The 18,037-nt window shown below is 69.6% G+C and carries 22 protein-coding genes; 1 reads left to right on the forward strand and 21 read right to left on the reverse strand.

The features are described 5' to 3' along the window. Positions 1 to 26 precede the first annotated feature (26 nt). From OH768_RS15480 to rpsB, 5 genes are all read right to left on the reverse strand, one after another. Positions 27 to 1,217: a phosphatidate cytidylyltransferase gene (locus OH768_RS15480; protein ID WP_406454016.1), complete on the reverse strand. Its 1,191-nt coding sequence runs from the start codon at positions 1,215 to 1,217 to the stop codon at positions 27 to 29. Beyond that, positions 1,217 to 1,774, reverse strand: coding sequence for a ribosome recycling factor (frr, locus tag OH768_RS15485; RefSeq protein WP_200716139.1), 558 nt, complete (start codon positions 1,772 to 1,774; stop codon positions 1,217 to 1,219). The genes OH768_RS15480 and frr overlap by 1 nt, the downstream gene beginning before the upstream one ends. Before the next feature lie 130 nt (positions 1,775 to 1,904). Continuing rightward, a complete protein-coding gene (pyrH, locus tag OH768_RS15490) occupies positions 1,905 to 2,663 on the reverse strand; it encodes a UMP kinase (RefSeq protein ID WP_019068781.1) in 759 nt (252 codons plus the stop codon). A gap of 204 nt (positions 2,664 to 2,867) precedes the next feature. Further along, on the reverse strand, positions 2,868 to 3,704 hold the full coding sequence (gene tsf / locus OH768_RS15495) for a translation elongation factor Ts (protein WP_406454019.1): 837 nt from the start codon (positions 3,702 to 3,704) through the stop codon (positions 2,868 to 2,870). A 196-nt stretch (positions 3,705 to 3,900) separates the two neighbouring features. Next, complete coding sequence (rpsB, locus tag OH768_RS15500) at positions 3,901 to 4,881, reverse strand: 30S ribosomal protein S2 (RefSeq protein ID WP_406454021.1); 981 nt, start codon at positions 4,879 to 4,881, stop codon at positions 3,901 to 3,903. A 282-nt stretch (positions 4,882 to 5,163) separates the two neighbouring features. Between rpsB and OH768_RS15505 the strand changes: the two genes are divergently transcribed. Beyond that, positions 5,164 to 5,742 carry a murein hydrolase activator EnvC family protein gene (locus tag OH768_RS15505; RefSeq protein ID WP_406454023.1) on the forward strand — a complete coding sequence of 193 codons (579 nt, stop codon included), beginning with the start codon at positions 5,164 to 5,166 and terminating at the stop codon, positions 5,740 to 5,742. 73 nt (positions 5,743 to 5,815) lie between these two features. On the opposite strand, the gene OH768_RS15510 is transcribed toward OH768_RS15505, so the two are convergent. From OH768_RS15510 to rpsP, 16 genes are all read right to left on the reverse strand, one after another. Beyond that, positions 5,816 to 6,373: a TetR/AcrR family transcriptional regulator gene (locus tag OH768_RS15510; RefSeq protein WP_406465284.1), complete on the reverse strand. Its 558-nt coding sequence runs from the start codon at positions 6,371 to 6,373 to the stop codon at positions 5,816 to 5,818. 118 nt (positions 6,374 to 6,491) lie between these two features. Next, positions 6,492 to 7,334, reverse strand: a complete 843-nt coding sequence (whiG, locus tag OH768_RS15515; RefSeq protein ID WP_019068776.1) for an RNA polymerase sigma factor WhiG — start codon at positions 7,332 to 7,334, stop codon at positions 6,492 to 6,494. Positions 7,335 to 7,605: 271 nt separating this feature from the next. Then, positions 7,606 to 8,766 (reverse strand): DNA-processing protein DprA, encoded by a 1,161-nt coding sequence (gene dprA / locus OH768_RS15520; RefSeq protein WP_406454025.1) that lies wholly within the window; start codon positions 8,764 to 8,766, stop codon positions 7,606 to 7,608. Beyond that, positions 8,763 to 10,391, reverse strand: a complete 1,629-nt coding sequence (locus OH768_RS15525) for a YifB family Mg chelatase-like AAA ATPase (protein ID WP_406454027.1) — start codon at positions 10,389 to 10,391, stop codon at positions 8,763 to 8,765. The genes dprA and OH768_RS15525 overlap by 4 nt, the downstream gene beginning before the upstream one ends. Position 10,392: 1 nt before the next feature. Then, on the reverse strand, positions 10,393 to 10,755 hold the full coding sequence (locus OH768_RS15530; RefSeq protein ID WP_262059132.1) for a YraN family protein: 363 nt from the start codon (positions 10,753 to 10,755) through the stop codon (positions 10,393 to 10,395). Positions 10,756 to 10,883: 128 nt separating this feature from the next. Continuing rightward, complete coding sequence (locus OH768_RS15535; RefSeq protein ID WP_003965949.1) at positions 10,884 to 11,192, reverse strand: DUF2469 domain-containing protein; 309 nt, start codon at positions 11,190 to 11,192, stop codon at positions 10,884 to 10,886. Between the two features lie 56 nt (positions 11,193 to 11,248). Beyond that, on the reverse strand, positions 11,249 to 11,788 hold the full coding sequence (locus tag OH768_RS15540) for an NUDIX hydrolase (RefSeq protein WP_406454029.1): 540 nt from the start codon (positions 11,786 to 11,788) through the stop codon (positions 11,249 to 11,251). Next, entirely contained in the window at positions 11,778 to 12,557 is a 780-nt protein-coding gene (gene lepB, locus OH768_RS15545) for a signal peptidase I (RefSeq protein WP_406454031.1), read from the reverse strand. The genes OH768_RS15540 and lepB (OH768_RS15545) overlap by 11 nt, the downstream gene beginning before the upstream one ends. A 76-nt stretch (positions 12,558 to 12,633) precedes the next feature. Beyond that, entirely contained in the window at positions 12,634 to 13,605 is a 972-nt protein-coding gene (gene lepB / locus OH768_RS15550) for a signal peptidase I (RefSeq protein ID WP_406454033.1), read from the reverse strand. After that, the gene (gene lepB, locus OH768_RS15555; protein ID WP_406454035.1) at positions 13,493 to 14,605 is read right to left on the reverse strand and encodes a signal peptidase I; all 1,113 of its coding nucleotides are present in this window, start codon (positions 14,603 to 14,605) and stop codon (positions 13,493 to 13,495) included. The genes lepB (OH768_RS15550) and lepB (OH768_RS15555) overlap by 113 nt, the downstream gene beginning before the upstream one ends. After that, positions 14,598 to 15,314, reverse strand: a complete 717-nt coding sequence (lepB, locus tag OH768_RS15560) for a signal peptidase I (RefSeq protein WP_406454037.1) — start codon at positions 15,312 to 15,314, stop codon at positions 14,598 to 14,600. Before lepB (OH768_RS15560) ends, lepB (OH768_RS15555) begins: the two co-directional genes overlap by 8 nt. A 45-nt stretch (positions 15,315 to 15,359) precedes the next feature. Further along, positions 15,360 to 15,710: a 50S ribosomal protein L19 gene (rplS, locus tag OH768_RS15565; protein ID WP_019058701.1), complete on the reverse strand. Its 351-nt coding sequence runs from the start codon at positions 15,708 to 15,710 to the stop codon at positions 15,360 to 15,362. A gap of 133 nt (positions 15,711 to 15,843) precedes the next feature. After that, positions 15,844 to 16,677, reverse strand: a complete 834-nt coding sequence (gene trmD, locus OH768_RS15570; protein WP_406454040.1) for a tRNA (guanosine(37)-N1)-methyltransferase TrmD — start codon at positions 16,675 to 16,677, stop codon at positions 15,844 to 15,846. Beyond that, positions 16,677 to 17,222, reverse strand: coding sequence for a ribosome maturation factor RimM (rimM, locus tag OH768_RS15575; RefSeq protein WP_406454042.1), 546 nt, complete (start codon positions 17,220 to 17,222; stop codon positions 16,677 to 16,679). The genes trmD and rimM overlap by 1 nt, the downstream gene beginning before the upstream one ends. A gap of 114 nt (positions 17,223 to 17,336) precedes the next feature. Continuing rightward, entirely contained in the window at positions 17,337 to 17,576 is a 240-nt protein-coding gene (locus OH768_RS15580; protein WP_005479813.1) for an RNA-binding protein, read from the reverse strand. Positions 17,577 to 17,578: 2 nt separating this feature from the next. Beyond that, positions 17,579 to 17,998: a 30S ribosomal protein S16 gene (gene rpsP, locus OH768_RS15585; protein ID WP_362973389.1), complete on the reverse strand. Its 420-nt coding sequence runs from the start codon at positions 17,996 to 17,998 to the stop codon at positions 17,579 to 17,581. Positions 17,999 to 18,037: the final 39 nt, after the last annotated feature.

The raw sequence follows: 18,037 nt of genomic DNA on the forward strand, positions 1-18,037 counted from the left end.
CCGTACGGCAGGACGTCGGCCGAACGTCAGGCGGACCCGACGAACAGGACCATCAACAGCCAGACCACCGGAGCCGTCGGCAGCAAGGAGTCCAGCCGGTCCATGATGCCGCCGTGGCCCGGCAGCAGCGTGCCCATGTCCTTGATGCCGAGGTCCCGCTTGATCATGGACTCGCCGAGGTCACCCAGCGTGGCGCTGGCCGCGACCGCGAGGCCCAGGACGAGCCCCTGCCACCAGCTGCCGTCGTCGATCAGGAACTGCATGCACAGCGCGCCCGCCACCATCGCGAAGGACACCGCCCCGAACAGGCCCTCGCGGGTCTTTCCGGGGCTGATGCGCGGGGCGAGCTTGTGCGTGCCGAAGCGCCAGCCGACGGCGTACGCCCCGGTGTCGCTGACGACCGTCAGCAGCAGGAACGTCAGGACCCGCCAGGCGCCGTCGTCCGCGGTGAGCATCAGGGCGACGAACGTGGCCAGGAACGGCACGTAGAACGCCGCGAAGACGCCCGCCGTGACGTCCCTGAGGTAGCCCTCCGGCGGTTCCGTCATCCGCCATACGAGGACGGCGAGCGCCGTGAGCGCCATGGCGACCCAGGCGCCCTCGGGACCCCGGACGTATCCGGCGACGACCATCGCCGCCCCGCCGACCGTGAGGGGCACGAGGGGCGCCTTGATGCCCTTGCGCTCCTGCAGCCGCGAGGTCAGCTCCCACAGGCCCACGACCACGGCCACCGCTATCACGCCGACGAACACGGCCTTGACGACGAACAGGGACGCGATGATGACCGCGCCGAGTCCGACCCCGACCCCTATGGCCGCACCCAGGTTCCGGCCCGCGCTCTTCTTCTGCGGGGCGGGCGCCGGTGGCGGGACGTCGGGCATGGGCTCCGGATTCTGCGGCACCGCCCCGTAGGGCTGCGCCTGCGGCGTGTCAGAGTGCTGCGTCCGCGGGTCGTACGACGGCGACTGCCCTACGTCGTACGGCGGCTGCTGTGTCTCGTCGCGGAACAAGGGACCGCTCAGCCGAGCGGCCCCCTGGTCGTCATCCTGGTGTCCGCCGTATGCGGGCTCGTCGGGCACGATGGGCGTGGGGCGGGTCTGCTGCGCCTCAGGCGCATCGTACGTGGGACCCGCCGGGGCAGCCCCCTGGACAGGCCCCTGGTCGGACGGCCCCCAGTACCCGGCTTGTGGCGGTGCCCCCCAGGAAGAGTCGTTCATCAGACCTCGAGCAGCTCCGCTTCCTTGTGCTTGAGGAGTTCGTCCACCTGGGCGACGTACTTCGCCGTGGTGTCGTCGAGCTCCTTCTCCGCGCGACGGCCCTCGTCCTCGCCGATGTCGCCGTCCTTGATCGCCTTGTCGATCGCTTCCTTGGCCTTGCGGCGGATGGAACGGATCGAGATCTTGGAGTCCTCGGCCTTGGTCTTGGCGACCTTGATGTACTCCTTGCGGCGCTCCCCGGTCAGCTCGGGGAACGTCACCCGGATGATGTTGCCGTCGTTGCTCGGGTTGACGCCGAGGTCCGAGTCGCGGATCGCCTGTTCGATGTTGCGCAGCGCGCTCTTGTCGAACGGGGTCACCACGGCCATGCGCGGCTCCGGCACGGAGAACGAGGCCAGCTGGTTGATCGGCGTCAGCGCCCCGTAATAGTCCGCCACGATCTTGTTGAACATCGCCGGGTGCGCACGGCCGGTGCGAATCGCGGCGAAGTCCTCCTTGGCGACCACGACGGCCTTCTCCATCTTCTCCTCGGCCTCGAGGAGGGTCTCTTCGATCACCACTTGCTCCTGCGTGTCTTGAGTAGGCCCGGCTGCTGTGCTGTGTCGGCGTCGGCGGCCGGCTGCGTCGCGTCTTCTTCCTGCACGGTTCCCGACCGGCAGGACATTGTCCATCCCCCGGTCAGGGTCATCAGCCCTGGCTGCCTTGGTCACCCACAAGCGTGCCGATCTTCTCACCCTTGACGGCGCGGGCGATATTGCCCTCGGCGATCAGCTCGAAGACCAGGATCGGAAGCTTGTTGTCGCGGCACAGGGTGATGGCGGTCATGTCGGCGACCTTGAGGTCCTGGGTGATGACCTCGCCGTAGCTCAGCGAGTCGAACTTGACGGCCGCGGGGTTGGTCTTCGGGTCGGAGTCGTAGACCCCGTCCACGCCGTTCTTGCCCATCAGCAGCGCCTCGGCGTTGATCTCCAGGGCGCGCTGGGCGGCGGTGGTGTCGGTGGAGAAGTACGGCATGCCCATACCGGCGCCGAAGATGACCACGCGGCCCTTCTCCAGGTGGCGCACGGCGCGCAGCGGGATGTACGGCTCGGCGACCTGGCCCATGGTGATGGCGGTCTGGACGCGGCTGTCGATGCCCTCCTTCTCCAGGAAGTCCTGGAGGGCGAGGCAGTTCATCACCGTGCCGAGCATGCCCATGTAGTCGGAGCGGGCCCGGTCCATGCCGCGCTGCTGGAGTTCGGCGCCGCGGAAGAAGTTGCCGCCGCCGATCACGACGGCGACCTCCGCGCCGTCCCGTACGACGGCCGCGATCTCGCGGGCGATCTTGTGCACCACGTCGGGGTCGACGCCCAGGCCACCGCCTCCGGAGAAGGCCTCTCCGGACAGCTTCAGCAGAAACCGGCCGCGTACTTTGCCGTCGTCGCTCTTCTGGGGCTTGGTGGTCATGACGTTCTCGCCTCTTTTACGTGGTCGCACATACGAAGAAGGCCACTGCCGGTGGGGTGTCGTTCGCATCCCATGCTCGGCAATGGCCTCCTCGTCAGATCTGCTGCCGTCCGCCACGCGCGCGTGCGTGGCGGCGCACCGGGACGACTGCTGACGACCCTAGCGGGATTCCGCGGGCCGCCGCGCGTCGATCGCGGTACGGACTCAGATGCCGACCTTGATGCGCGTGAAGCGCTTCAGGGTGACACCCGCCTCGTCCAGAACCTTCTGGACGGACTTCTTGGGGTCGAGCGCGAACGGCTGACCGAGCAGCGTCGCGTCCTTGAAGAAGCCGCCCACGCGACCCTCGACGATCTTGGCGATCGCGGCCTCGGGCTTGCCCTCGGCGCGGGTGGTCTCCTCGGCGATACGGCGCTCGGACTCGACGACCTCGGCCGGCACGTCGTCCTTGGCCAGGTACTTCGGCGCGAAGGCTGCGATGTGCTGGGCGACACCGCGGGCGACCTCGGCGTTCGGCTTGTCCAGCTCGACGAGGACACCGATCTGCGGCGGCAGGTCGGGCATCGTGCGGTGCATGTACGCGGAGACGTAACCGTCGGCGTACTGGGCGAAGCGGTCCAGGACGATCTTCTCGCCCAGGTTCGCGTTGGCCTCGTCGACGAACGCCTGAACCGTCTTGCCGGGCTCGATCTCGGACGCGAGCAGCGCCGCGATGTCGGCCGGGGCGGTGGCGGCGACGTGCTGGGCGATCTGGTTGGCGACGGCCTGGAACTTCTCGCCCTTGGCGACGAAGTCCGTCTCGCACTTCAGCTCGACCAGGACACCGGAGGTGTTGTCGTCGGCGATGACGGAAACCACGGCGCCGTTCTCGGCGGAGCGGCCCTCGCGCTTGGCGACGCCCTTCTGGCCCTTGATGCGGAGCGCCTCGACGGCCTTCTCGACGTTGCCGTCGGCCTCGTCCAGCGCCTTCTTGCAGTCCATCATGCCGGCGCCGGTGAGCTCACGGAGCTTCTTGACGTCGGCGGCGGTGTAGTTCGCCATGATCTGGAAATCTCTTCTCGGAGTTCGAAGTCTCGAAGTCGGCGGCGGCCGCGTGGTGAGCGGGCTTCCGCCAAAGATCTACGGGCTACGAAGATCTAGGGGCTGTGAGTGAACGGCGGGTGGCGCGGTCGGCACCGCCCGCCGTCACTTCAGCTCAGCCCTTTGGCCCGGAAGGTCAGGCCGTCGGCCGGAGGGGTCAGGCCTGCTCGGCGTCGGCGGCCGGAGCGGCCTCGGCGGCCGGAGCGGCCTCGGCGGCGGGAGCGGCCTCGGCGGCGGGAGCCTCGACCTCGGCAGCGGCCTCCTCGACGGCGACCGGAGCGTCGGCCTGCTCGGCGTCGGCGACCTTCTCCGTCTCGGCGGAGGTCTGGACCTCGGCGTCGGCGGCCGGAGCCTCGTCAGCCTTCTTCTCGCCCTCGAGCAGGTCGCGCTCCCACGCGGCGAGCGGCTCACCGGCGGCCTTGTCACCCTTGGCCTCGGCGGCGACGCCGGAGCGGCTGATGAGGCCCTCGGCGACGGCGTCGGCGATCACGCGGGTGAGCAGGGTGACGGAGCGGATCGCGTCGTCGTTGCCCGGGATCTTGTAGTCGACCTCGTCGGGGTCGCAGTTCGTGTCGAGGATGGCGACGACCGGAATGTTGAGCTTCCGGGCCTCACCGACCGCGATGTGCTCCTTCTTGGTGTCCACGATCCAGACGGCGCTGGGAACCTTGGACATCTCGCGGATACCACCGAGGGTCTTCTCCAGCTTGGCCTTCTCGCGCGAGAGCACGAGAAGCTCCTTCTTGGTGAGACCGGACGCGGCGACGTCCTCGAAGTCGATCTGCTCGAGCTCCTTGAGGCGCTGCAGACGCTTGTAGACGGTGGAGAAGTTGGTGAGCATGCCGCCCAGCCAGCGCTGGTTGACGTAGGGCATGCCGACGCGGGTGGCCTGCTCGGCGATGGCCTCCTGCGCCTGCTTCTTCGTGCCGACGAACATGACCGTGCCGCCGTGGGCGACGGTCTCCTTGACGAACTCGTAGGCGCGGTCGATGTACGACAGCGACTGGAGCAGGTCGATGATGTAGATGCCGTTGCGCTCCGTGAAGATGAAGCGCTTCATCTTCGGGTTCCAACGACGGGTCTGGTGACCGAAGTGGACGCCGCTTTCCAGCAGCTCCCGCATCGTGACGACGGCCATGGCCGTTCTCCTTGATTTTCTCGGTTGTGCCGCGGGTGCCGGGACGGCACTCGCGCCTGACGCCCACATGCGCGTGCCCAGAGGACCGAGGAGCGCTGACACCGGTTTTTCGTCTTTCGACGGAGGACCAGATGTCGGGGCGTGCGAAGTCGACCCGGTGACCCGGATCGCCAAAGGAAGTGTACGGGACCCGCGAGGTACCGGGTGACGCCGTTGTCCACAAGCACCCGGCGGTCCACAGGTCCCGGCCATGATCGACACGGGTACGGCACGGTTTGTGCCATGCGAACACGACGACATCTGCGACATCCGCACACGGCACTGGCCTTGGCACTGGCCCTCTTCCTGACCCTGCTTACCTGCGCGGCCCGGGCGGACGACGCCCCTCCGGCACCGGGAGTCCCGCCTCCTCCCGTACCGGCCATGGCCCGCACCTGGCCCGTCGGTTCCCACCCCCTGGTCCTGCGAGGCTGGGAGCCCCCGGCGACGCTCTACGCCCGGGGCCACCGGGGCGTGGACCTGGCGACCCCGGTCGGCGCTCCGGTACGAGCGGTGGCGGCGGGCCGAGTGTCCTTCGCGGGCCGGGTGGCGGGGAGAGGGGTGGTCGCGGTGGAACTGACGGGGACGGATCTCCGTACGACCTACGAACCGGTGACCGCGTCGGTGAAGAAGGGGGACGAGGTGGAGGCAGGCGCGGTGGTGGGGACGGTCGAGATCACCGGCTCGCACTGCGCGACTTCGTGCGTGCACTGGGGCTTGCTGAGAGGGGAGGTGTACTTGGACCCGCTGGAGCTATTGCCCCCATGGCTGCTGAACAGGGGCCCATCCCGCTTGTTGCCGGTGCTTGGAGCGCCCCTTTAGGGGCGCGGGGCTGCATCGATTTGCGGCTCCGGCGCGGGGCGCGACCAGCCCCCACCGAGCCCGCAGACGAAACTCACCCCTGAACGCCCCGCAAAGCCATACTCACCGCAGCCTCAGTGATCACCGAGGGATCCTCCGCAGCCCCCAGCTCAATCCTCCGCACAGCCGCATCGACAACCCCCTGAAGCAACATCGCGGCCAACCGAGGCTCCCCATGCCCCATCTCCGCCAACGCCTCGACGATCATCGCGACCAGCCCACCATGCGCGGCCCGGATCTTCTCCCGCGCCCCGGCGTCCAGTTCACTCGCCGAGATGGCAACCACAGCCCGGTGCCGCCGGTCCCCGACCAGGGCCAGCTGCTGCCGTACGTACGCCTCGACCTTCCCCTCCGCCGAGTCCGCCCGCTCCATCGCCGCCGACACGTCCGCCGCCCAGACGGGGAAGTCGACCTCACACAGCTCCTCGACCACGGCGGCCCGCGAGCGGAAGTACTCGTACACGGACGACCGCGCGAGACCCGTCCGCTCGGCCAGGGCCGGGAAGGTCAGCGCCTCCGTCCCGCCCTCGGACAGCAGGGAACGGGCCGCGTCCAGCAGGGCGGCTCGCTGCATCGACCGGTGCTCGGCCACGGAGGCCGCTCGAATCCTTGGCACGTCAACCACTCTACGGACGGTCCACCCCCGGCGGGAGTGACCGGCGCCATGCAGGCACGATTCTGCGAGGTCGAGAAGTCGGTACGGCTTTCGCTCAACGGCCGAAACTGGCCAGCTTGGCGCGCAGCTGCAGCACGGACTTGGTGTGGATCTGGCTGACCCGGCTCTCGGTCACCCCGAGCACATTGCCGATCTCGGCGAGGGTCAGCCCCTCGTAGTAGTACAGCGTGACGACGGTCTTCTCCCGCTCGGGCAAGGTGTTGATCGCCCGCGCCAGGAACCGCCGCAGCTCCCGCCCCTCCGCCACCTCCACCGGGTTGTCGGCGGCGGTGTCCTCCAGCGTGTCCATCAGGCTGAGCCGGTCGCCGCCCTCGCCGCCGGCGTGCAGCAGCTCCTCCAGCGCCACCACGTTGGCCAGCGACAACTGGCTGAAGACGGCGTGGAGTTCGTCCACCGCGATGCCCATCTCGGCGGCCACCTCGCCCTCGCTGGGGGTGCGCCTGAGCCGCGCCTCCAGCGTGGCGTACGCCCGCTCCACGTTCCGCGCCTTCTGCCGCACCGAGCGCGGGATCCAGTCCAACGCGCGCAACTCGTCGATCATCGCGCCCCGGATGCGGGTGATCGCGTACGTCTCGAACTTGATCTCCCGCTCGATGTCGAACTTCTCGATGGCGTCGATCAGTCCGAACACCCCCGAAGACACGAAATCCGCCTGCTCGACGTTGGGCGGCAGCCCGACGCTCACCCGTCCCGCGACGTATTTCACGAGCGGCGAGTAGTGCAGGATCAGCTGCTCGCGCAGCCGCTCGTCGCCCGTCGTCTTGTACGACCGCCACAGCTCGTCGAGCGTCGAGGGAGCGGGCGGCCGGACGCTGCCACCGTCACGGGCGGCTGGGGGGATCGCCGCCCGGTCGGACCCGGAGGTGTGCTGGGGCATTCGTCGCCTTGTGCCGTTCTGCCGTGAAGTGGGGTTGCCTGGGTGAGCTGTCGGAGTGATGGGGAGATGCCGGTCTGCGCCGGAATCCCCGTGAGCGTAGCGTGACTGGAGTGTCGCGGTGTGCGAAGGGCAGGGCTCGGACCGGCCACGGACGCGTTCGACAGGGTGCCGGAACGGGTCATTCCAGTCGCTCTGCGTGATCATCGGAATGCGCCAACTGCGGGAATTCCCAAGGGTGTCGGGGTTCCCCCGGACGGCCGAACACACTCGGTCAGCGGCGCCCCCGATCCGGCCGGACCGAGATCATCGCCTGGCGTGTCAACTTCCAGCCGTCGCCGTGTCGTTCGACGTAACCAAGTGCCCGGAGTTCGTACAGTCTCGCGACCGCGTCGTCCTCCGTGGTCTGCGCACCGCGGGCGATCTCCCGCACCGCTGCCGCCTTGTTGCCGGGGAGGGCGGCGAGGATGCGGCGGGCGGCCGGTTCCAACAGGTCGCGCGGGAGCACCGGTCCGCGTCGGTCGGGGGCCAGTTCGCCGATGTCGCCGACCAGTTCGACGACTTCGGCGGCATCGGTGACCAGCACCGCGCCCCCGCGCAGGAGTTCGTGCACACCGGCGGACAGCCCACTGGTGGCCGGACCGGGCACCCCTATGGTGTGGCGCCCCAGCCGCTGCGCCGCCCGGGCCGTGACGAGCGATCCGCTGCGATACGCGGCCTCGACCACCACGGTGCCTCTGGTGAGCGCGGCGATCACCCGGTTCCGGAGGATGAACCTGCTCGGTGTCGGATGCTCGCCGGGCGGCAACTCGCCCACCACGAGCCCCTGTTCGGCGATCCTGCCGATCAACTGGGCGTGGCCGCGCGGGTAGGACCGGTCCACTCCGCAGGCGAGCACGGCGATGGTTGCACCGCCCGCGCCGAGGGCGCCGCGATGTGCGGCACCGTCGACGCCGTAGGCGCCCCCGGACACGACGATCCAGCCGTCCTCGGCTAGGTCGGCGGCGAGAGTGGCCGCCATGTGGGCGCCGTACTCGGTGCAGGCGCGGGCACCGACGACGGCGACGGACTTGAGCGCCCACACCCGCAGGCTGGGCCGCCCGCGCACCCACAGTCCGACGGGCCGCGCGTCCCCGAGGTCGTCGAGTTGGGCGGGCCACTCGGTGTCACCGGGGCACACGAATCGCACCCCGGCCTCCCGCGCGACCTCCAGATCCCGTCCCGGCTCGACCGACTCGGCCCGCGCGCACAGCCCGGCCCACCGCCTGTCGGTCACCCCGACGAGCTGCGGCCCCCCGTCCATCAGCCGCCGGGCCACTTCCACGGCTCCGAGCTCCCGAATCCACCGACCGGCCACTTCGTCGCCGGGTTCGACGACTCGGGCGAGGAAGACGCGCGCGTGGGACTCGTCGCCCGGGTCCTCGTACGCGGTCATGCCAGTGCTCCGAGAGACATCTGGGCGCCCCGTGCAACACCTGTGCGCAGTTGCAGGGCGAGGAGAACGTCCGTGTCGTCGGGCCGGTCGTGACCCTTGAGGTCCGCGACGGTCCAGGCCACACGCAGGACCCGGTCGATCCCGCGCGCGGTCAGCGCACCCCGCTCCAGACTGCGTTCGGCCTCGTCCATCGCCCCGCGCACGGCGTGCCAGCGGCTGCGCAGTTCGCGGCCGGGCACCTCGCTGTTGGTGCGCCACGGAGTGTCCGCGAGGCGTGCCGCCGTCCGCTCCCTGGCCGCCCGCACCCGGTCCGCGACCGTCGCGCTGGTCTCTCCTCGCGCGCCACGCACGGTGAGCTGCTCCCGCGTGACCCGGTCCACCGTGACCCGCAGGTCCACCCGGTCGAGCAGCGGGCCGGAGACCCGGGCCTGATAGCGGCGGATCGACATGGACGGGCAGTCGCAGAGGTCGTCCCTCTGGGAGTAGCGGCCGCAAGGACACGGATTGGCCGCGAGCACCATCTGGAACCTCGCGGGGAACCGCACCACACCCGCACTGCGGGCGATGACCACGTACCCCGACTCCAGCGGCTGCCGCAGCGCGTCCAGGGCCTGGCCGCTGAACTCCGGAGTCTCGTCGAGGAAGAGAATTCCCCTGTGCGACAGGGAGACGGCTCCGGGCCTCGCCATGTGGGATCCGCCCCCGACGAGGGCCTGCATCGTGGCCGAGTGGTGCGGGGCGCAGTAAGGAGCGACGTCGATCAGGGGTTTCCCCGGAGGCAGCAGACCCGCCACCGAGTGGACCGCCGTGACCTCCAGCGAGTCCTGCCGGCTGAGCCGGGGCAGGATCGCGGGCATCCTCTCCGCCAGCATCGTCTTGCCCGCACCCGGCGGACCTTCGAGGAAGAGGTGGTGTCCGCCGGCCGCGGAGATCTCCACCGCTGTGCGCGCCGCATCCTGTCCGACGACATCGGCGAGGTCATGACCGGGGTCATGATGTGCCGCTCCCACGCTGTGCATCCCCGTGGCCGCCCCGGTGCCCGGCACGCGCAGGCCGGCGAGGAGCGGATCGGGTCGGCCCACCAGGTCGTCCGGTTCCTCGTCGGGGACGGGCTCGTCCGCGAGTACGGCGATCAGTTGCCGCAGGCTGCGGACGCCCAGCACGGACACCCCTGGCACGAGGGACGCCTCGGCGGCGGCACACTCCGGCACCACCACCTGCTCATACCCCGCGTCCGCCGCCGCCAGGACCGCCGGGAGGATCCCCCGGACCGGGCGGACCCTCCCGTCGAGGCCCAGCTCTCCGATCATCACGATGTCGGCGAGGACCCGGGGATCGATCCGTTCGGCCGCGCCGAGTACCGCGGCGGCGACGGCCAGGTCGAAGCCGCTGCCGCTCTTGGGTACGGACGCCGGGCTCAGGCCCACCGTCAGTTTCTTCTGCGGCCACGCGGCGCCCGAGTTGACGACCGCGGCCCGCACCCGGTCCTTGCTCTCCGTCAGGCTCTTGTCGGGCAGTCCCACCAGCGTGAACGCGGCGACGCCGGGTTCGAGGTCGGCCTGCACCTCGACGACCACGCCCTCGACGCCCACCAGCGCCACCGAGCACGTACGAGCGAATCCCATGTCAGACCACCCCCCGCGCGTGCTCGACGACGGGCGCGCCGCGGCCGGGCAGGAGCACGCCCACCAGATCGATGCGGACACCGCCCGGTGGCGCCCCTCCGTGGGCGTGGATCCAGCATTCGGCGAGGCCCCGCAGGCGCTCCGCCTTCTCGGGGGTCACCGCGGCCATCGGGTGCTCGTAGGCACCGGCCCGCCGTGTCTTGACCTCGCAGACGACCAGGACGTCGCCGTCCCGCGCCACGATGTCGATCTCGCCGGTCCTGCCACAGCGCCAGTTGCGCTCCAGGACCGTCATGCCGGCCTCGACCAGCCGTCGTGCGGCCAGCGTCTCGCCGTACTTGCCGAGTGCACTGCGTGCGTTCATGTCGGCACCACCTCCGGCGCCAACCGTCACGCAGAACGGTCCACCGAGTGGATCTTGGTGGACCGTTCAGTGCTTGTGGAGAAGTCCGTCACCCACACGAGCGACGGGCGCTCCGCGAAGAGCCGCCGTCAGCCGCCCGGCAGCTCCAGATCGCTCTTGTTCAGCTCCTCGATGTTCACGTCCTTGAATGTGAGGACCCGGACCTGCTTGACGAAGCGAGCCGGTCGATACATGTCCCACACCCAGGCATCCGCCATGGACACCTCGAAGAAAACCTCGCCCTGGACCGAGTGCACCTGCATCTCGTAGTCGTTGGTGAGGTAGAAACGCCGTTCGGTCTCGATCACGTATTTGAACAGACCGACGACATCGCGGTACTCCCGGTAGAGCTTCAGCTCCATCTCGGTCTCGTACTTTTCGAGGTCCTCGGCGCTCATGGCATGTTCCCCTTCAGCCGTGCGATCCCACCATTGTGCGCCAGTCCCGTGCGCCCCTAGACGATTTCCGTGTCAAGGGTCACCGGCCCGGCCGGGGGCCCTTCGTCGATCAGCCTGCGGAGCAGCTCGGCGAGTCTGGTCGGATACACCGTCTCATGCGCCCGCTCCAGTTCCCGGCACGTCCACCAACGTGCTCCGGAGACGCTGCGCCGCTCCAGCTCGGTGAGGGCCGTGGCGCCGGGCACCCCGTCGGCCGTGGCGGACGTCCTGGCCAGGTAGTACCACTCGTCCTGGTCCCAGCGGCGGCCCGCGAACGGGAAGGAGCACGTCCGGGTCCACAGCACCGGGCCGAGCTCCACCCTGGTGATCCCGGTCTCCTCCGCGAGTTCCCGCAGCGCGGCCTCCTCATGGGTCTCGTCGCCCTCCAGGCCGCCGCCCGGTGTGAACCACCAGTCGTCGGCCGGATCGTCCGGCTCGTGGCCGTGGAGGAGCAGGATGCGGTCCTGCGGGTCGAGGAGCACCACCCGGGCGACCTTGCGCAGCCCGCCCTCGTACGAGTCGCCGTAGGCGCCCTCCTCGGTGGCCTCAGCGGGCACCGGCGGGCTCCGTACGGGTCCGGGAACGGCGGCCGGCCAGCCGCTTGGCGACGGGGCCGTAGGCGCCGCCGCCGAGGACGAGCACCGCGCCCGCGACGATGAGGGCGACGACCGTGCGCAGCGGGCCGGGTTGGGAGAGGCTGCCGAGTTCCTCGAAGCCGGTGGGGCGCTCCAGCATGCCCTTCATGGGCCATACGACGGCGTCCACGCGGGCGTTCACGGCGCTGCTCGCGACGGTGCCGCTGGCGACGTCCGTGAGGTGGGCGCTGGAGTCCAGGGAACCCTGGCGCTCGTCACCGAGCAGGAACAGGCGGCCCTTGGGGACCTTCACCGTGGGGATCGTCTTGTCCTCGACCGCGCCGCCCTTGAGGTAGCCCTCGTCGATCTGCTTGCCGTTGACGACCAGCTTGCCGTTGGTGCAGCAGGAGACGGTGTCCCCGCCGACCGCGACGACGCGCTTGACCACGGGCGCGTTCGTCACCCAGGTCTTGTCGGTGAAGACGACGACGTCGCCGCGGCGCACCTCGCTGCCGTCGATGCGCTGCGCCAGCACCCGGTCGCCCATGTCGATGGTCGGCGTCATGGAGCTGGTGGGCACCGTGTACGGCCGGTAGACCACCGCTCCCCAGCCGAATCCGCCGAGGAACAGCACAAGGCCCAGTGCGACGGCCAGTCCGGACAACCGCTGTCCGGTCCGGCTGCCCACCGGGCCCTTGCCAGTGCCACCGCCGGTACGCGGGGCCGTACGTGTTGCGCTCTCGCCACCCATGGGTCCGCACCCTACCCGGCGGTACCGAGGGTGGTCAGCCCTTCCTCCGGGACCGAGGTCACAAGCTCTACAAGGCCTAGGCCTTGGCGGACCGCCTGCGGCGCCACAGGGCCAGCGGCAGCACGCCGACGAGGGCGAGGCCCTCCGGTGCGGCCGTCAGCAGGCGGGAGGCCGAGGCCTGGGTGTTGATGCCGGTCTGGTCGAAGGTGTCCGGGATCGGCAGCGTGCCCCAGCGGTTGATGGGCCAGGCCTTGACGATCGCGCGGCCGACGACCTCCTTCACCGGGACCATGCCGTGGTGCTTGTCTGACTGGTTGTAGCGCGAGTCCCGCGAGTTCTGCCGGTGGTCGCCCATCACCCAGATGTCACCCTTGGGGACCTTGACGGTGAACTGACCGCCCTGGTCGTCGTTGGTGCACGGGGTGTTGCCCGGGTAGACGTACGGCTCGTTCAGTGCCTTGCCGTTGACCATCAGCGGGCCGGTGCCGCTGCAGGAGACCGTGTCGCCACCGACGCCGATGACCCGCTTGATCAGGTCCTTCTCCTGGGCGGACGGCATCAGGCCGATCCAGCTGAGCACCGTCTGCAGGGCGTTGGGGTTGGCCGTCGGCTCGCCCGCCAGCCAGTCGTCCGGGTCGTGGAAGACGACGACCTCACCGCGCTCGGGCTTGGAGCCGAACCACGGGGTGAGCTTGTCGACCAGGACCCGGTCACCCTGCTGGAGGGTGTTCTGCATCGAGTCGGAGGGGATCGAGAATGCCTGCACCAGGAACGTCTTGATCAGGAGCGCCAGGACGAGCGCGATGACGATGAGGATCGGCAGTTCCTTCCAGAAGGAGCGCTGCTTCTTCGCCTGAGGGGGCGAGTCGCCCGACCCCAGTACCTCGGTCCGGGCCGCGTCACCCGGCGCCGTACCGTCCTCGTCCGCTCCGGCGTCACTCCCGGAGGTCACGGCGCTGTCCGCGGCCGGGACGGGTGCTTCCACGGGATGTCCCTGGTGCTCCTCGCCGTCGTGTCCGGACCGTGCGCCAACCGCCACATCCCCCACGCCAACTCCTCACTCTGTGCCACCGCCTGCCCCATCCTCGGCGCAGGCCCACCACTCCCATAACGAGCGGGAGTTCCGCAGGGCTCGGGAGTTGGACCGATCCGTTCGGATCGACCGGGGCAACCCTATGCGACAGTTCGGGACCGGCGGTCGTCCCCGACACGGAGTTGGAAACCGATGCGAAGGTTTTAGGTTCGTTCAGGCTGGTCCAGTGGCCCATGGGCCAGGCGATCACCTTGGCCCGACCCACCACCGAGGAGAGCGCGACCGTGCCGCCGTAACTGGTGTTCTGGTGTGCCCTGGAGTCGGCCGAGTTGCCGCGGTGGTCGCCCATCACCCACAGCCGGCCCTTGGGGACGGTGATGTCGAACGGCGTCTCGGACGGCGCGTTTCCGGGGTACAGGTAGTCGGCCTCGGTCAGGGGAACCCCGTTGACGGTCACCCGCCCTTCCGAGTCGCAGCACTTGACGTTGTCGCCGCCGACGCCGATGACCCGCTTGATGAGGTCCTTCTCGTTGTCGGACGGCAGCAGGCCGATGAACTGGAGCCCTTCCTTGACCTGCTTGACCACGACGGGGTCGTTCTTCTTGGTGGTCTGCTCGTCCGCGAGCCAGCCGCCCGGGTCGTGGAAGACGACGACGTCGCCGCGCTTGGGCTCGGAGCCGAACCACGGGGTGAACTTGTCGACCAGGACCCGGTCCCCGATGCGGATCGTCTGCTCCATGGAGCCCGACGGGATCACGAACGCCTGGACGAGGAAGGTCTTCAGTACGAGGGCTATGAGGACCGCGACGCCCACCAGGAGGGGTATCTCCCGGACCGCGCCGCGCCTGCGCCGCCGCTTGACCTTGCGCTGGAGCTTGCGCCGCTCGGCCCGGCTGCGGCCGGCGCCGCCCGCCGGGGCGAGGGCGCCCGCGCGCCGCGAGCCGGTCGGCAGCAGGTTCTCGTTCCCGAAGGAGCCGCCCGGCGAAGCGCCGCGCGGTCTGCCGCGGTTACCCATGGGCGCCGTCCGCGGCGGGTACGCGCGCGTAGGCGCCGGGTCGGACGAGGTGGGTCCAGTGCCCGGCGGGCCAGACGACCCAATCGGCTCGTCCGATGACGTCACCAACGGGAATCATGCCTCCGCCCGGGTCGCCCAGGTGATCCCGGGAGTCACTTGAGTCGCTGCGGTGGTCACCGAGGACGAAGAGGGTGCCGGAGGGCACCACCACGTCGAACGGCACGCTGGACGGGGTGTCCCCGGGGTACAGGAACGCCGTCTCGTCGACCGACCGCCCGTTCACCTGGAGTCTCCCCTCCTTGTCGCAGCAGACCACGTGGTCACCCCCCACACCCACAACGCGCTTGATGTAGTCGGCGTCCCCGAAATAGCCGGTGCCGTCGAACACAACGATGTCGCCGCGCCGCGGATGGGCACCGAAACGGTACGCCAACTTATTTACGAGAACGCGGTCGCCGATCCTCAATGCGGATTCCATGGATCCGCTGGGAATCTGGAAAGGCTGGAGCAAAAAGGTGTTGAGCAGCAGCAGAAACACCAGGCAGACCAGGGCAGTCAGGGTGATCCGGCCACCGGGCAGCCACTCGGCGACACGGGACAGCAACGCGAAACGCGACCGTCCCTCCGGTCCTCCGGTGTCCGAGATGTCCTCGGAGTCGGAAGGGCGGGAGGAGCGGTCGCGCTCCGTCGGCTGTGCTTCGGTGTCCATCGGAGCCAGATGCTATCCGGCCCCGACAAGAACCCCGTAGAGCGACTAGTTGTCGCGCTTCTCCTTGATCTTCGCGGCCTTGCCGCGCAGGTCACGGAGGTAGTACAGCTTCGCGCGACGGACGTCACCACGGGTCACGAGCTCGATCTTCTCGACGATCGGGGTGTGCACCGGGAAGGTGCGCTCCACGCCGACGGAGAACGAGACCTTGCGGACCGTGAAGGTCTCGCGGACACCGGCGCCCTGGCGACGGATGACTACGCCCTTGAACTGCTGCACACGGGAGCGGTTGCCCTCGATGACGCGAACGTGGACGTTGACGGTGTCACCCGGGCGGAAGGCCGGGATGTCGGTGCGCAGCGAGGCGCCGTCGACGATGTCGAGCAGGTGGGACATTTCGTCTGCTTTCTTCGCCGATGCCACAGGTCATCAGCGGGAGCTGGGTTTTCGGAAGGATGCTGTCCGTGCCGGGGCGGGCGTCGTGTCCCCCTGTGGCAGGGGCGCACGCCGGACGACGCACAACAGCGACCTATTCTTCCACGCCGTCCTGCCTGCGCCAAAATCGGCCGTACGGCTCCCCCGCCGGGTCCGGGGCCCAGCCCAGGATCGAGAGCATCTCGCGGTCCTTCTTGTCGAAGGCCTTGGGCTCGCAGCGCTCGATCAGGTCGGGCCGGTGGGCGGCCGTGCGCTTCAGCGCCTCGTCGCGCCGCCAGCGGGCGATCTTGCCGTGGTGGCCGCTGAGCAGCACGTCCGGGATCTCCCGGCCGCGCCACTGGGGCGGCTTGGTGTAGATCGGCCCCTCCAGGAGGTTGGCCATGGCCCCGGGCGCGAAGGAGTCGTCGCGGTGGGACTCGGCGTTGCCCAGGACGCCCGGCAGCAGCCGTGCCACGGCCTCCGTGACGACCAGGACGGCCGCCTCGCCGCCGGCGAGCACATAGTCGCCGATGGACACCTCGTAGACGGGCATACGGGTCGCGTACTCGTCGATGACCCGGCGGTCGATGCCTTCGTAGCGGGCGGGCGTGAAGACCAGCCAGGGGCGCTCGGAGAGCTCCACGGCGAGTTCCTGGGTGAAGGGCCTGCCGCTGGGCGTGGGCACGATGAGCGCGGGCGCGCCGGAGCCCGTCTCGTACCCGTCGGCCAGGACGGAGTCCAGGGCGTCGCCCCAGGGCTCGGTCTTCATGACCATGCCGGGGCCACCGCCGTAGGGGGTGTCGTCGACCGTGTTGTGGCGGTCGTACGTCCAGGAGCGCAGATCATGCACGTGCACATTCAGCTGTCCACGCGCGCGTGCCTTGCCGACGAGGGAGACGTTCAGCGGTTCGAGGTACTCGGGGAAGATCGTGACGACGTCGAGCCGCATTACGCCTCCTCCTCCCTGGAGGACACGATTTCTGCCCGGTCGTCGATCAGCCCTGGCGGCGGGTCGATGACCGCGCGCTGCTCCTCCAGGTCGATCTCCAGGACGATCGACTCGACGAACGGGATCATCACCTCGCTGCCGTCGGGGCGCTCGACGATGAAGAGGTCCTGGGAGGGCAGGTGGGAGATCTCGGTGATCCGGCCGACCTCGGTGCCGTCCTTGGTGACGACGTCCAGGTCCATCAGCTGGTGGTCGTAGTACTCGTCCTCTTCCTCCGGCAGCTCCTCCGGGTCGATCTCGGCGATCAGGAGGGTGTTGCGCAGGGCCTCGGCGCCGGTGCGGTCGCTCACGCCCTCGAAGCGCAGGAGGAGCCGGCCGCTGTGGACCCGGCCGGTCTCGATGGTCAGGGGGCCGGTGGAGGCGGGTTCGGTGGCCAGGACGGCTCCGGGGGCGAGCCTGAGTTCCGGCTCGTCGGTGCGTACCTCGACGGTGACCTCGCCCTTGATGCCGTGGGCACGGCCGATGCGAGCGACTACCAGCTGCACTGTGCTTGCTCTCCTGTAGTACGACGAGTACGACGACGGGCCGGGGACGGCCCGCAGGCCCTCCCCGGCCCGAGCCGGATTGCGATAGACGTCAGCGGACGAGATCCACGAACGTCAGCGGACGTGGTCCACGTCGACGAGGTCGACGCGGACGCCTCGGCCGCCGATTGCGCCCACGACGGTGCGCAGAGCGCGAGCGGTGCGGCCGTTGCGACCGATCACCTTGCCGAGGTCGTCGGGGTGCACCCGGACCTCCAGCACGCGCCCGCGACGCAGGTCGCGCGAGGCGACCTGCACATCGTCAGGGTTGTCGACGATGCCCTTCACGAGGTGCTCGAGAGCCTCCTCGAGCATGCTCAGGCCTCGGTCGACTCGGACTCGGCCGCAGCCTCGTCCTTCTTGTCTGCCTTCTTCTTCTGGGTGATGGCCTCACCCTTGCTCGCGTCGTCGCCACCGAGGGCGTCGAACACGGGGCGCGCGGCCTTCGGCTCGGCCACGAGCAGCGGAGCCGGGGCCGGCAGGCCCTTGAACTTCTGCCAGTCGCCGGTGAGCTTCAGGATGGCGAGGACGGGCTCGGTCGGCTGCGCGCCGACACCCAGCCAGTACTGCGCGCGGTCCGTGTCGACCTCGATGCGCGAGGGGTTCTGCACCGGGTGGTACAGACCGATCTCCTCGATGGCCCGGCCGTCACGGCGGGTACGGGAGTCGGCGACGACGATGCGGTAGTGAGGCGAACGGATCTTGCCCAGACGCTTCAGCTTGATCTTGACTGCCACGGGAGTGGGTTCTCCTGGTTTTGACGTGGTTGGGCACGG

This window comes from Streptomyces sp. NBC_01622 (genome assembly GCF_045209635.1).
Classification (GTDB): Bacteria; Actinomycetota; Actinomycetes; order Streptomycetales; family Streptomycetaceae; genus Streptomyces.